The sequence below is a fragment of the Streptomyces sp. Q6 genome, from assembly GCF_036967205.1.
GTDB classification, from domain to species: Bacteria; Actinomycetota; Actinomycetes; order Streptomycetales; family Streptomycetaceae; genus Streptomyces; species Streptomyces citrinus.
The window spans coordinates 7,766,863-7,780,562 of the sequence record NZ_CP146022.1 but is presented as its reverse complement, the minus strand read 5'-3'; the positions used below and the strand labels follow the sequence as shown (position 1 = coordinate 7,780,562).

The following is a 13,700-nucleotide window of genomic DNA, read 5'->3' as shown; positions in this document are numbered from 1 at the left end:
CATGCTGTCAGCGACCGGTCTCAGCAAGACGTTCCCCGGCGTGCGCGCCCTCGACGGTGTCGACTTCACCGCGCGCGCCGGGGAGGTGCACGCCCTGATCGGGGAGAACGGGGCGGGCAAGTCGACACTCATCAAAGTGCTCACGGGGGTGTACCGGCCGGACCCCGAGGCGGGCACCCTCACGTACGACGGCCGGCGGGTCAGCTTCGCCACGCCGCTCGAAGCGCAGCACGCGGGCATCTCCACGATCTACCAGGAGGTCAATCTCGTCCCCCTGATGAGCGTGGCCCGCAATCTGTTCCTCGGCCGTGAGCCGCGCGGCAGGCTCGGCCTGATCGACTTCCGGCGGATGCATCGGGAGGCGGAGGCGGCCCTGGACGAGCTGGGGGTCCGCGTCGACGTGCAGCGCCCGCTGCGCGAACTCGGCGTCGGCGCCCAGCAGATGGTGGCCCTGGCCCGTGCGGTCTCGGTCGACGCGAAGGTCGTCATCATGGACGAGCCGACGTCGTCGCTGGAACCGCGCGAGGTGCGCACCCTGTTCGGTGTGATCCGCATGCTGCGCGAGCGCGGCATCGCCGTCGTCTACGTCAGCCATCGCCTCGACGAGCTGTACGAGGTGTGCGACGCGGTCACGGTGCTGCGCGACGGCGCGGTGGTGCACACCGGGAGGCTGGCGGACCTGGACCGGCTGCGGCTCGTCTCGCTGATGCTCGGCCGGGACATCGGTGACGTCCAGGAGAAGGGCCTCACCCAGTTCTCCGGTGAGCACGACACGTCGACGGAACCCGTGCTGGAGGCACGAGAGTTGACGGTCCGTCACCAGCTGCACGGGGTGTCGCTGGAGATCCGTCCCGGTGAGGTCGTCGGGCTCGGCGGGCTGCTCGGGTCCGGGCGCAGCGAGACCGCGAAGGCCATCGCGGGGGCGCTGCCGGTGGACTCCGGCGGGGTCGTCGTCGCCGGTGCCCGGATCCGTACGGGGTCCACGCCCGCCGCGATCCGGGCCGGGATCAGCCTGCTGCCCGAGGACCGCAAGGCGGAGGGCATCGTGCCGGGCCTGTCGGTGCGGGAGAACATCGCGCTGGCGGCGCTGCCGGGCCTGTCCCGGTTCGGGCTCGTCGACGAGGGCCGTATCGACCGCGTCGTCGACACGTTCGTGAAGCGGCTGCGCATCAAGACGGCGGGACCGCACCAGAAGGTCGGCGAGCTGTCGGGCGGCAACCAGCAGAAGGTGCTGCTCGCCCGCTGGCTCGCGATGAACCCGAAGGTGCTGCTCCTCGACGAGCCGACCCGCGGGATCGACGTGGGCGCGAAGGCCGAAGTGCAGAAGCTCATCGACGAGTTGGCGGACGACGGCCTCGGCGTGCTGCTGATCTCCTCCGACATGGAGGAACTCATCGAGGGCTCGGACCGGGTCGTCGTCCTCAAGGACGGCGCGCCGGTCGCCGAGCTGACCGGCGACGCCGTCACCGAGGACCGTCTGATGCGCGCCATCGCCGCGACTCCCGCTGGAGGGCAGCCCGTTGAGTGAACTGACCCTGGGCAGGTCCGGTGTCGACCGCGACCGGGCCCTGCGCCTCCTCCAGGACTACGGCGTGTATCTGGGCGTCGCCGTGCTGCTCCTGGTGAACATCGCGTTCACCCCGCACTTCCTGTCGACCGAGAACTTCCGTACGCAGGCCGTCCAGGTGGCGCCCGTCCTGATCGTGGCGCTCGGCATGGCCCTCGCCATCGGCAGTGAGGGCGTGGACCTGTCGGTCGGCTCGGTGATGGCGCTCGCCACGTCCCTGATCTCCTTGTACCTCGGGTACGGGGCGTGGATCGCCCTGATCGCCGCGCTCGTCGGCGGCGTCCTGGTCGGCCTGGCGAACGGGGCGCTCGTCGCGTTCATCGGCGTCCAGCCCATCGTCGCCACCCTGGCGTTGATGGTCGCGGGCCGCGGCCTCGCGCTCGTCCTCCTCCCCCAGCTGAAGGACGTACGGGATCCGGGGCTGCGCGCGCTCGGCACCGGGGACGTGCTCGGCATCCCGTACGTGGTGCTGATCGCGGCCGCCCTCGCGGTGCTCGTCGCCTTCGTCGTGCGGCGCACCACGTTCGGGCGGCGGCTGCTCGCGATCGGTGACAGCCGGCCGGCGGCGCGGCTCGCCGGGCTCCCGGTGCGGCGGGTCCTCGTCCTCGTCTACGTCCTGTCGGGCGCGCTGGCCGCCGTGGCGGGCGTGCTCGCGACGGCCCGGCTCACGGCGAGCGACCCGACGTCGCTCGGCACTCTCATGGAACTGTCCGCGATCACCGCGGTCGTGGTCGGCGGCACCCCGCTGACCGGCGGCCGGGTCCGCATCGGCGGCACGGTCGCGGGGGCGGTCCTCATCCAGCTCCTGACGGCGACGCTGATCAAACACGATCTGCCGCCGTCGTGGACGCAGATCGCCCAGGCCGCGGTGATCGTGCTCGCCGTCTACGCGGCCAGGGAACGGGGGAAGCGATGACCATGACGGACGTGGAAGCCGTGCAGCCGGGCAGGGCCGTGCCGGAGGAGCCGCTGGGGGCCACCCGTGCCGAGCGGCTGAGCGCGCTGGCCCAGCAGCACGGAGCGCTGGTCACGTTGGTGATCGCGGTCGTCATCGCGTCGCTGTCCTTCGACACGTTCCTGACCGGGGACAACCTGGAGAACATGGCGCTGTCCTCGGCGTTCCTCGCGATCGTCGCGCTCGGCATGACGTTCGTGATCGTGACGGGCGGCATCGACCTCTCGGTCGGTTCGCTGTTCGCGCTCGGCGGTGTGCTCGCCGCCTGGGGTTCGCGGTACGGAACGGTGGTGGCGCTGCTTCTGCCGCTCGCGGTGTGCGGACTGATCGGCCTGGTCAACGGCTTGCTGATCGCCCGCTCGCGGCTCGCTCCGTTCATCGTGACGCTCGCGGCGATGCTCGGCGCGCGCGGCCTGCTCCTGGCGATCACCGACGAGGGCTCGACGACGTACCTGGTCGACAAGTCCACGTTCTTCGCGACGCTCGGCCAGGGCAAGCTGCTCGGGGTCGGCGTCCCGGTGTGGATCACGCTGGCGCTGTTCGTGCTGGGCGCGGTGGTCCTGCGCCGCACCCGCTTCGGGCAGTACGTGTACGCGGTCGGCGGCAACGAGGACGCGGCGGCCCTGATGGGAGCGCCGGTGGCGCGCACGAAGATCGGCGTCTACGTGGTGTCCGGTCTCTGCGCGGGGCTGGCCGGGGCGCTCAACGCGGCCTGGCTGGTGTCGGGCGTGACGATCCTCGGCTCCGGCATGGAGCTGGAGGCGATCTCGGCGGTCGTCATCGGGGGCACGCTCCTGACGGGCGGCTTCGGGTTCATCAGCGGTTCGCTGGTGGGGGTGCTGCTGCTCAAGGTCATCCAGAACGTGATCAACCAGATCGGGTCGCTGGACTCCGCGTACCAGCAGGTGGTCAGCGGGGCGTTTCTCGCGGTCGTGGTGATCGCGCAGACATGGCTGGGGCGGCGCCGCCGCGTGTGGTGACGCGGCGCTCTCCCCCGGTCGTGCCGCCGACCGCTTCGGTGCCCGTCCCCTTCGCCCGTGCGGCGAAGGGGACGTCTCCGCTCACAAGGGCAGATCTCCGGCCGGCCGGCGGGGTATCGACGTCGTGGGCTCCTTGGCATGCGGGGCGAGTTGGACGAGGAGGGCGAGGACGCAGGCCGCGGCGGCTCCGGTCCAGATGGACAGGTAGGCGGTGAGCGCCGGGGTGTCCGTCGTGCCGATGACGAGGGAGCCGAGGGCGACGGAGAAGGCGGCGCCGCCGACGCTGCCGCCGAGCGTCTTCAGGTTGTTGTAGACGGCCGTCGAGCTCGCGGTGCGGTCGGTGGCGCTGCGCTCCACGATCACGGTGGGCAGTCCGCCGAGCGCGAACCCGGCGCCGACACCGACGAGCGCGCCGCCCGCGACGAACGGCACCAGCGCGGAGTGTCCGGCGATCTGGCCCGCGTATCCGGCCGCGAGCAGGGCGAACGCCACGAGCAGCAGCCGCCGGTAGCCGATCCTCGCCGCGAAGGACGCGCACAGGGCCGAGCCGACGAACGCCATGATGTTCGGGACGACGCCGTACAGGCTGATCTGCCAGGGCGCGAGGTCGAAGCCGTAGCCCTCGTCGGCGGGCGAGGCGGCCATGAAGCTGACGGCGACGGTCTGCCCGCCGAGCATCACACCGCCGAGCACGAACCCGGACGCGTAATACGGGGCACTGTGCCGCCGCACCAGGGCCCGCACGTCCACCAGGGCGTGCGGGCGGACGAGTTGGAGCCGGGCCCACACGGTGAGCAGCGCGACGGCGAGCAGCAGTCCGCCGAGGGTGGGCACCGAGAGCCAGCCCCAGGCGGTGCCGCGCGAGACGGTGCCGAGCAGCAGGACCAGGGCGAGCGCGAGCAGCACCGCGCCCGACCAGTCCATACGGCCCTCGGCCCGGGTGCGTGACTCGGGCACGGCCACGAAGGAGAGCGCGACGCAGCACACGGCGAGCACCGCGAGGGCGACGAGCGTCGCGCGCAGATCGCCGAGGAGGCTGAGCAGCGGTCCGGCGAGAGCATGGCCGAGGACGGTCCCGAGGGTCAGCGAGCCGACCAGGAGTCCGACGGCCCGGCGCCCGCCGTCGACGCTGAGCCGGTCCCGTACGAGACCGATCTCCAGCGGAAGCAGCGCGGCGAGCGGGCCCATCAGGGCACGGCCGAGGAGCAGGACGCCCAGACCGGGGGCGGCCGCGACGAGGACCGTGCCCAGGGCGATGGAGCCGAGCGCGATCCGGATCAGGCGCCGGTGTCCGTACAGGTCGCCGAGGCGTCCGAACGCGGGGACGCTGATCGCGGCGGCCAGGTACTGCACGGTGGTGACCCACTGGGCCTGGCCGGTGCTGATGCCCTGCCAGTCCTGGATCTGCGGGACGAGCGGCACGGCGGCGCCCTGGAGGAAGCCGCTGACCAGCTCGAAGGCGATGAGGAGTCCCACGACGGCGCGCACTTCGGCGGTGCCCTTCGCGGGGGCCGCGGAGGGGGCGCTCACGCGGCCGCTCCACGCTTGAGGCGCTCCTCGGCGAGCACGGTGAGCAGAGCGGCCTGGCGCTGGAGGACGGTGTCGTCGAAGACGGCCTTCGGCGAGTGGTTCATGGGCGCGGTCATGGCGTCGACGCCGTCGGGCGCCGCGCCGACGAGGAGCATCACGCCGGGGACGCGCTGGAGGACGAACGCGAAGTCCTCGGAGCCGTTGGCCGGGTCGGGGGCCTGCCACACCTGGGTGGGGCCGAGGAGTTCGCGGGCGGTGTCGAGGGCGAACGAGGTCTCGCCCGGTTCGTTGACGGTGACCGGGTACTGCACGTGGTAGGTCACCTCGGCCTCGATGCCGTGCGCCTCGGCGATGCCGCTGACGAGGCGGGGCAGGCCCTCGATGAGGCGCGCGTGGGCGGCCTCGGAGTAGCTGCGCACGGTGGCCTCGAAGGTGGCGGTCTCGGGGATGACGTTCTGCTGGGTGCCGGCGTGGAAGGTGCCGACGGTGACGACGACCGGGTCGAACAGGTCGAAGCGGCGGGTGACCCAGTTCTGGATCGCGGTGACGATCTCGCAGGCCACCGGGATCGGGTCCTTGGCGCTGTACGGGGTGGAGCCGTGGCCGCCCGCGCCGCGCACGGTGACGCGCAGGACGTCGGAGGCGGAGGTGACGGTGCCGGGGCGGGTGGCGACCATGCCGCCGGGCAGCCGGTTCGCGGCGACGTGCAGGGCGAAGGCGGCGTCGAGCGGCTTGCCCGCCGCGTCGAGGACGCCCTCCTCGATCATCAGGCCCGCGCCGTTGTGCCCCTCCTCGCCGGGCTGGAACATGAACACGACGTCGCCGTGGAGGTGTTCGCGCCGCTCGGCGAGGAGGGTCGCGGCGCCGACGAGTCCGGCGGTGTGCAGGTCGTGGCCGCAGGCGTGCATGGCGCCGGTGACCTGGGAGGCGTACGGGACGCCGCTGTTCTCGGTGACGGGCAGGGCGTCCATGTCACCGCGCAGCAGGACGGCGCCGCCGGGCCTGCCGCCGCGCAGGACGGCGGTGACGGAGCCGAGGGCCGTGCCGGTGGTGATCTCCAGGGGCAGTCCTTCGAGGGCGGCGAGGACCTTCTCCTGGGTGCGGGGCAGGGCGAGGCCGAGTTCGGGGTCGCGGTGCAGGCTGCGGCGCAGCTCGACGAGGTCGGGCTGGAGTTCCCGGGCGCGTGCGGTGATCGACATGAGGGAGGAACCTCCTGGTACGGTCCGGCGGGACGGCGGGGATGGGCGTCAGGGTGTGGCCCTGGCGCAGGAACGGCTCTCAGATCGCAGGGAAAACGCAGGAGTGGAGCGGTCGTGCAGGAATTCGGCGGGGCGCTCGACGACCTGGATCAGGCCCTCGTGCACGCCCTCCAGATCGCGCCGCGCGCCGGGTGGGCGCGGATCGGCGCGGCGATCGGGGTGGATCCGGTGACGGTGGCCCGTCGCTGGAGCCGGCTGACCGAGGCGGGCGCCGCCTGGGTCGGCTGTCATCCGGCGCCGGCCCTCGCCGAGTCCGGCCAGGGGTGCCTGGCGTTCGTCGAGGTCGACTGCGCGAACGGCCGGCTGTCCGCCGTCGCCCACGCGCTCGCCGCGGAGCGGCACGTCGTCGCGGTCGAGCACGTCAGTGGCGGCCGCGACCTCCTCCTGACGGTGCTCGCGCCGCGTCTTTCGGCGCTCACCCACTGGGTGACACACCGGCTCGGCTCGCTGGCGGGCATCGTCGCGACCCGCACCCACCTCGCGAGCACCGTCTACACGGAGGGCAGCCGGTGGCGGCTGCGCGCCCTCGACTCCGCGCAGATCGTCCGGCTGACCGAGTCGGCCCCGGCGCGCGGGGACACGCCGGTCTTCGAACTGACCGATCTGGACAGCGCGTTGCTCGCCGAGCTGTCGGTGGACGGCAGGGCGACCCACCGTGCGCTGGCCGAGCGCTGCGGTGCGAGCCCGGACACGGTGCGCCGCCGGGTGAACCGGCTGCTCGCGTCGGGCATGGCGCAGACCCGCTGCGAGGTGGCCCGCCCGCTCTCCGAGTGGCCGGTGTCGCTGATCCTGTGGGGCCGGACGGCGCCCGGCGAGCTGCGGGCGGTCGCCGAGCAGGTCACGGGGGCGCGTGAGGTGCGGCTGTGCGCGGGGGTGATCGGCCGCCACAACCTCAAGGTGATCGCATGGGTCCGTTCGCTGGACGACACGCAGCGCTTCGAGGTCCGGCTCGCCGAGCGGCTGCCCGCTCTTACGGTGATCGACCGGGCGGTGGCCCTGTGGCCGATGAAGCTCAACGGGGCCCTGCTGGACGAGCGCGGGTACCGGACCGGCGCGGTGCCGATCGATGTCAGGCAGGTGGGCGCGGCATGAGCAGGTTCCGCGCGATGCCGTTCTTCTGGATCTCGGAGGACCCGGTCAGCACCCGGAACATGCGCAGCCGCCGGAGATGCTCCTCGACCTGTCGCTGCGGGGCCGCTACTGGGCCAACGGCTTCGAGGGCAGCCCCCCGAAGCCGGGCCACGACAGGGACTGAGGCGTCAGCGGACGGCTTGGCCCTTCCCCAGGGCGATCACCCCGGCCCGGGACACCGTGTACAGCTCGGCGTCGCGGCCGGGGTTGACGCCGATCGTCGCACCGGACGGGACCTCCACGTTCTTGTCGAGGACCGCGCCGCGGACCACCGCTCCCCTGCCCACCCGTACGTTGTCGTGCAGCACCGAGCCCTGGACCACCGCGCCGTCCTCGATCGTGACGCCCGGCGAGAGCACGGAACGGGTGACCTGGCCGCGGATCACGCAGCCGGGGCTGACAATCGAGTCGCTCGCGATGCCCCCGGCGCAGAACCTGGCGGGCGGCAGCTGCCCGGGATGCGTGTAGATCGGCCAGCGGCGGTTGTCCAGGTTGAAGACCGGGTGGTCCGAGATGAGGTCCATGTGGGCGTCGTAGTAGGCGTCGAGGGTGCCGACGTCGCGCCAGTAGCCGTGGTCGCGCTCGCTCTCCCCCGGCACGTGGTTGCCGTCGAAGTCGTAGAGCTGGGCGACGCCGCGCTCGGTGAGCATGGGCAGGATCGAACCGCCCATGTCGTGCGCCGATTCGTCGTCCTCGGCGTCGGTCTGGAGCGCGTCGATGAGGGTCTTCGTGGTGAAGAGGTAGTTGCCCATCGAGGCGAACACCTCGTTCGGGGTGCCGGGCAGCGGCGGCGGGTCGGTGGGCTTCTCCAGGAAGGCGTCGACGCGCGTGCCGTCGCGGGCCGGCGTGATGATGCCGAACGACGACGCCTCGGCGCGGGGCACGCGGATGCCCGCCACGGTGACGCCCGCACCGGACTCGATGTGCTGCGCGAGCATCTGCCGCGGGTCCATCCGGTACACGTGGTCGGCGCCGAACACCGCGATGTAGTCAGGCTGTTCGTCGTGGACGAGGTTCAGGGACTGAAGGATCGCGTCGGCGCTCCCCGAGTACCAGCGCGGGCCGAGCCGCTGCTGCGCCGGGACCGGGGTGACGTAGTTGCCGAGCAGGCTCGACATCCGCCACGTCGTCGTGACGTGCCGGTCGAGCGAGTGCGACTTGTACTGCGTCAGGACGCAGATGCGCAGGATGTCGCCGTTCACCAGGTTCGACAGGACGAAGTCGACGAGCCGGTACGTGCCGCCGAACGTCACCGCCGGTTTCGCCCGGTCGGCGGTGAGCGGCATCAGCCGCTTGCCCTCCCCTCCCGCCAGTACGATCCCGAGCACCGAAGGCCCACCACGCATCCCAACCCCCTGTGTGTCACGTCCCGTTGAGAATCTCCTGGTACACCTCGACCGTGCGCCGGGCGACCGCGTCCCAGCCGAACTCCGCCGCGGCCCGCTCCCGTCCCGCCTCGCCCATCCGCCGCGCCGTGCCGGGGTCGGCGACCACCTGGTTCAGCGCCGCGGCCAGGCCCGCCTCGAAGGCCTCCGGGTTCCGCTCGGCATAGGGGACGAGCAGCCCGCTCGCGCCGTCCTCGACCACTTCGGGGATGCCGCCGACCCGGGAGGCGACGACCGCGGTACCGCACGCCATCGCCTCCAGATTGACGATGCCGAGCGGCTCGTACACCGAGGGGCAGACGAACACCGAGGCGTGCGTGAGGAGTTGGACGACCTCGGAGCGCGGCAGCATGGACGGGATCCAGCGCACCCCGTCCCTGGTCCGCTTCAACTCCTCGACCAGTTCCCGGAACTCCCGGCCGATCTCCGGGGTGTCCGGAGCCCCCGCGCACAGCACCAGCTGCGCGTCCTTGACCAGGTCGCGGGCCGCGCGCAGCAGATGCGGCACGCCCTTCTGGCGGGTGATCCGGCCGACGAAGAGCACGTACGGGCGCTGTGGGTCGACGCCGAAGCGGCGCAGCACGTCGGTACCGGGGTCGGCGCGGTACAGGGACACGTCGATGCCGTTGTGCACGACGCGGACGCGCTTGGGTTCCAGGGCCGGGTAGCAGGCGAGGATGTCGTCGCGCATCGCGCGGGACACGGCGATCACGCCGTCCGCCGCTTCGATCGCCGTGCGTTCGGCCCATGCCGACAGTGCGTAACCGCCGCCGAGCTGCTCGGCCTTCCAGGGGCGCAGCGGCTCCAGGGAGTGAGCGGTCATCACGTGCGGTATGCCCAGGTGGAGCGCGCCGAGGTGACCGGCGAGGGCGGTGTACCAGGTGTGCGAGTGGACCAGCTCGCGGCCTTCGAGGGCGGCGGCGATGGACAGGTCCACGGAGAGGGTGCGCAGCGCGTCGTTGGCCCCGTCGAGCGCCGGCCAGGCGCGGTGGCGGCGCACGCCCTCGCCCGCGCCCTCACCCCAGGTGTGGACGTCGAGGTCGACGAGCGGGCGCAACTCCCGCGCCAGGAACTCGACATGGACCCCGGCACCGCCGTAGACGTCCGGCGGATACTCCCTGGTGAGCAGTCCCACTCGCACGCGCGGCCCCCGTCGTCGGTCGGCAACACTCGCTCACATCGTCAGGATCGATTCGCACCTCATGGTCACCCATGGACCGCCCCGCGCGAAAGGGTGCGGACGGCACGAAGCCCTCCGGAGTACCGCGGGCACCCGCCCTGGGGATGACTCAGGACCCGGCGTACTCCATCGGCAGTAGGACCCAATGCCTTCTCCGGTCGGACGACAGAACCGCCTCGGCGAGAGATCGTGGAGGTATGAAAACGGACCGTTCGCCGCACCGCACCGCCAGGAGGGCCACATGAGTGCCCTGGCGCTGTCCGTGCTGCTCTCGCTGGTCTCGGCGGTCGCCTACGCGGGCGGCGCGATCGTGCAGGAGCGGGTGGCGGAGACCTCCCCCGCGTCGGCGTACGCGCCGTTGCGCAGGCCCGCGTGGTGGGGAGCGGGGTGTCTGAACGGTCTGGGCGCGCTGCTGCACGTCGTCGCGCTGGCGTACGGGCCGCTGAGCCTGGTGCAGCCGCTGGGCGCCCTGACGATCGTCCTCGCGCTGCCGATGGCGGCCCTGCTCGTGGGGCGTCGGGCAGGAGCCACCGCCTGGCGCGGGGCGGTCATGGCGACCGTGGGTCTCGCGGGTCTGCTGGCGCTGACGGGGCCCTCGGCGTCCGACCAGTCGCTGGGCGGCACCGAGCGGCTCATGGTCGGTCTGGTGACGGCCGGTGGCGTGCTGGTCCTGATGACGTCGGCGCGGGCCGCGCACCGGCACCCGGTGGTGCGGTCGGTGCTGCTGGCCGTCGCGGCGGGCGGGGCGTTCGGCATGGCCTCGGTGTTCACGAAGTCGGTGGCCGTCGACTGGTCCGGCAGCCCGCTGGCGCAGCTCGGCAGCCTGCTGGCCATCGCGGGGCTGGCCACGACCGGCATGCTCCTGTCGCAGGCCTCCTACCGGGGCGCGGGCCTCGCGGTGCCGCTGGCGACGGCGACCGTGGTGAACCCGGTCGCGGCGGCAGTCGTCGGCCTGACCCTGTTCGGGGAGTCGTTCCGCTACGGAACGATCGGCACCGTGCTGGCCTTGGGCTGCGGCGTCGTGGCGGCCGGCGGTCTGATCCTGCTGACGACGGAGCGTATCGGCACAGGCCGCCCGACGGCCGAGCCGACGGTGAGCATCCCGAGCGCGGCGCAGCCGACGCCGACGCCGACGCCGACGCCGACGACACCGTCGATGCCCCAGGCGCGGTCGGTGTCCGAGGCGCGGTCGGTATCGGCGGCGCAGGCGGTGTCCGGTGAGCAGACGATGTGCTCGATGGCGTCGTCCGTGGTGCCGGACAGCCCGGCGGGCCTGGAGGCCATGCCGAGGAGCCCGCGACCACCGTGCGGCGAGTGGAAGGTCGAGAACGCCCGGTCCTGACGCCCGCCCGCCCCTGGATCCAGTCGGGATCCCGACTGGATCCCGTCAGGATCCGACTAGATCCTGACGCCGTGGGCCCGCAGATACGCGAGCGGGTCGACGTCACTGCCGAATCCGGGCCCGGTCCGCACCTCGAAGTGCAGATGCGGGCCCGTGCTGTTGCCCGTGGAGCCGGAGCGGGCGATCCGCTGCCCCTGCACGACGCGCTGCCCGCTCTTCACGGACAGCGCGGACAGGTGGCCGTACTGGCTGTACTTGCCGTCGGCGTGCCGGATCACGACCTCGTAGCCGTACGAGCCGCCCCACCCGGCCGAGACGACCTGGCCCGCGGCGACGGCCTTGACGGACGTCCCGGTGGGCACGGCGAAGTCGACTCCCGTGTGGTAGCCCTTCGACCAGGAGGAACCGGCCGCGTGGTACGGGGTGCCGAGGGAGGCGCTGACGGGGGCGACGGCGCCGCCCGCGGTCGCCTTCTCCGCGGTACCCGTCCCGGTCCTCGCCTTGGTCCCGGCCTCGGTCTTGGTCCGGGTCTTCGCCTTCTCGGCCGGTTCGGTCCTCTGGGGCTGCGTCTTGGTCGCCGTTCCGCCGGGAGCGGCGCCCTTCGGCAGCGAGAGGCGCTGGCCGGGAACGATCAGGTCCGGGTCGCCGCCGATCACCGTGCGGTTGGCCTGGTACAGGCGCTCCCAGCCGCCGCGCACCTTGCGGGCGTCCGCGATGCCGGAGAGGGTGTCGCCGCCGAGCACGGTGTACGTCTCGCCCCGGCCCGCGGTGGACTGCGGGATGACCTCGGGTTTGACGTCCTTGACGTCGCGGACCGTGCGGACCGGCTCCCGGGTCAGGCCCGCGCGCTGCGAGCAGACCGGCCAGGCGCCGGGCCCCTGGCCCTTGAGCACCTTCTCGGCGACGGCGACCTGCTGGTCCTTGGTGGCGAGGTCGGCGCGCGGCGCGTAGGCCGTGCCGCCGTACGCGGCCCAGGTCGAGCGGGTGAACTGGAGCCCGCCGTAGTAGCCGTTGCCGGTGTTGATGGACCAGTTGCCGGAGGACTCGCACGCGGCGACCTTGTTCCACGTCGCCTCGTCCGCGGCCTGGGCCGGGCCCGCGCCGATCAGCGGGATGGCGATGCCCGCGCCGCCGACGGTCACGGTGAGCGAGGCACGGTTGACCCGGCTCGGCTGATACCTGCGGTGCCGGCCACGTAACGCCATGAAAGCCCCCTCTGGTACCCGTACAGGCACACGTAGGAGCGGCAAATTAGCCGCTCCTACGCAGTCATGACAAGAGTGTCCCAAGCCACCCTGGCGTGTTTCAGCCCCTCAAGTGCCCTGGGATCCAGTCGAGTTGGACCGCCTGCTGGAAGGCGCCGCCGCCCTCGTGGTCGTTGAAGGCGTAGACCTCCATGGAGCGCTCGGCGCCCGCCCAGTGGTTGTACGCGGCGAAGACCGTCGACGGCGGGCAGGTCAGGTCCTCCAGGGCCGCCGAGAACAGACCGGGGGCCGTGGCGCGGGCCGCGAAGTTCATGCCGTCGAAGTACGAGAGCGTCCGGAAGACGCGCTCGTCCTCGCCGATGTGCGCCTTGAGGTAGAGCGCGATCTCGCGGTACGGGTGACGCTCGGTGAGCGTGGCCGCGCGCCCGAAGTGGCACAGGAACGGCACGTCGGGGGCGGCCGCCTTCAGGTCCGGCACGAGTCCGGCCACCGCGATGGTGATGCCGCCGCCCTGGCTGCCGCCGGTCACGGCGACCCGGGAGGCGTCGATCAGGGGGTGCGAGCGGGCCGCGTCGACGGCGCGCACGGCGTCGGTGTAGACGCGCCGGTAGAAGTAGTCGTGCGGGTCCTGGATGCCGCGGGTCATGAAGCCCGCGACGGACGGCGTGCTGCCGACCGGGTCGGGGGTGTCGCCGACGGAGCCGCCGCTGCCCTGGCCGCGGGTGTCCATCACGAAGTGCGCGAACCCGGCGGCGGCCCACCTGAGGTGGGTGTGCGGCAGGCCCCGGCCGCCGTTGTAGCCGATGTACTCGACCACGGCCGGTATCGGCTCGGTGGTGCCCGCGGGCAGGACGAGCCAGCCCTTCACGGGATGCCCTCCGAAGCCGGCGTACGTAACGTCGTACACATCGACCGCCGAGTACGGGACGTCCACGGGCTCGAAGCGCGCGTCGAGGTCGTACTCCCTGGCCTCGGCCAGGGTCTTCTCCCAGAAGGCGTCGAAGTCTTCGGGTGCCGTCGACGCGGGCTTGTAGGCACGCAGTTCGTCGATCGGCAGGTCGAAATGAGGCACGCGCGGCTCCGGTTTCGTAGAGAGTTCACGTGGGGGCGTCAGCGGCAACGCTAACCGCCGACGCGCGACAAATAAACAAGATCGTTCATTTTTC

At 72.3% G+C, this 13,700-nt stretch carries 12 protein-coding genes; 5 read left to right on the top strand and 7 right to left on the bottom strand.

Annotated features, from left to right (window positions below):
* Position 1: 1 nt before the first annotated feature.
* Genes V2W30_RS35655 through V2W30_RS35645 form a run of 3 tightly spaced genes read left to right on the top strand, consistent with a single transcriptional unit; the run spans position 2 to position 3,502 of the window.
* Positions 2 to 1,528: a sugar ABC transporter ATP-binding protein gene (locus V2W30_RS35655; protein WP_338702728.1), complete on the top strand. Its 1,527-nt coding sequence runs from the start codon at positions 2 to 4 to the stop codon at positions 1,526 to 1,528.
* Positions 1,521 to 2,483 carry an ABC transporter permease gene (locus tag V2W30_RS35650; RefSeq protein WP_338702727.1) on the top strand — a complete coding sequence of 321 codons (963 nt, stop codon included), beginning with the start codon at positions 1,521 to 1,523 and terminating at the stop codon, positions 2,481 to 2,483. The genes V2W30_RS35655 and V2W30_RS35650 overlap by 8 nt, the downstream gene beginning before the upstream one ends.
* Entirely contained in the window at positions 2,480 to 3,502 is a 1,023-nt protein-coding gene (locus tag V2W30_RS35645; RefSeq protein ID WP_338702726.1) for an ABC transporter permease, read from the top strand. Before V2W30_RS35650 ends, V2W30_RS35645 begins: the two co-directional genes overlap by 4 nt.
* An 81-nt stretch (positions 3,503 to 3,583) precedes the next feature.
* On the opposite strand, the gene V2W30_RS35640 is transcribed toward V2W30_RS35645, so the two are convergent.
* Entirely contained in the window at positions 3,584 to 5,032 is a 1,449-nt protein-coding gene (locus V2W30_RS35640) for an MFS transporter (protein ID WP_338702725.1), read from the bottom strand.
* Positions 5,029 to 6,231 carry a M20 family metallopeptidase gene (locus V2W30_RS35635; RefSeq protein ID WP_338702724.1) on the bottom strand — a complete coding sequence of 401 codons (1,203 nt, stop codon included), beginning with the start codon at positions 6,229 to 6,231 and terminating at the stop codon, positions 5,029 to 5,031. The genes V2W30_RS35640 and V2W30_RS35635 overlap by 4 nt, the downstream gene beginning before the upstream one ends.
* Positions 6,232 to 6,345: 114 nt before the next feature.
* Between V2W30_RS35635 and V2W30_RS35630 the strand changes: the two genes are divergently transcribed.
* On the top strand, positions 6,346 to 7,383 hold the full coding sequence (locus V2W30_RS35630) for an Lrp/AsnC family transcriptional regulator (protein WP_338702723.1): 1,038 nt from the start codon (positions 6,346 to 6,348) through the stop codon (positions 7,381 to 7,383).
* Here the strand turns inward: V2W30_RS35630 and V2W30_RS35625 are convergent.
* Genes V2W30_RS35625 through glgA form a run of 3 tightly spaced genes read right to left on the bottom strand, consistent with a single transcriptional unit; the run spans position 7,361 to position 9,948 of the window.
* Positions 7,361 to 7,534, bottom strand: a complete 174-nt coding sequence (locus V2W30_RS35625; protein WP_338702722.1) for an acyl-CoA dehydrogenase family protein — start codon at positions 7,532 to 7,534, stop codon at positions 7,361 to 7,363. The genes V2W30_RS35630 and V2W30_RS35625 overlap by 23 nt on opposite strands.
* Positions 7,535 to 7,550: 16 nt before the next feature.
* Complete coding sequence (gene glgC / locus V2W30_RS35620) at positions 7,551 to 8,768, bottom strand: glucose-1-phosphate adenylyltransferase (protein ID WP_338702721.1); 1,218 nt, start codon at positions 8,766 to 8,768, stop codon at positions 7,551 to 7,553.
* Positions 8,769 to 8,784: 16 nt separating this feature from the next.
* Positions 8,785 to 9,948: a glycogen synthase gene (gene glgA / locus V2W30_RS35615; RefSeq protein ID WP_338702720.1), complete on the bottom strand. Its 1,164-nt coding sequence runs from the start codon at positions 9,946 to 9,948 to the stop codon at positions 8,785 to 8,787.
* Between the two features lie 280 nt (positions 9,949 to 10,228).
* Here glgA and V2W30_RS35610 point away from each other — a divergent pair, with 280 nt between their 5' ends.
* The gene (locus V2W30_RS35610; RefSeq protein ID WP_338702719.1) at positions 10,229 to 11,329 is read left to right on the top strand and encodes a DMT family transporter; all 1,101 of its coding nucleotides are present in this window, start codon (positions 10,229 to 10,231) and stop codon (positions 11,327 to 11,329) included.
* A 56-nt stretch (positions 11,330 to 11,385) separates the two neighbouring features.
* Here the strand turns inward: V2W30_RS35610 and V2W30_RS35605 are convergent, their stop codons facing one another.
* Positions 11,386 to 12,534, bottom strand: a complete 1,149-nt coding sequence (locus V2W30_RS35605) for a transglycosylase family protein (RefSeq protein WP_338702718.1) — start codon at positions 12,532 to 12,534, stop codon at positions 11,386 to 11,388.
* A 100-nt stretch (positions 12,535 to 12,634) separates the two neighbouring features.
* A complete protein-coding gene (locus V2W30_RS35600; RefSeq protein WP_338702717.1) occupies positions 12,635 to 13,606 on the bottom strand; it encodes an acetylxylan esterase in 972 nt (323 codons plus the stop codon).
* Between the last annotated feature and the right edge of the window lie 94 nt (positions 13,607 to 13,700).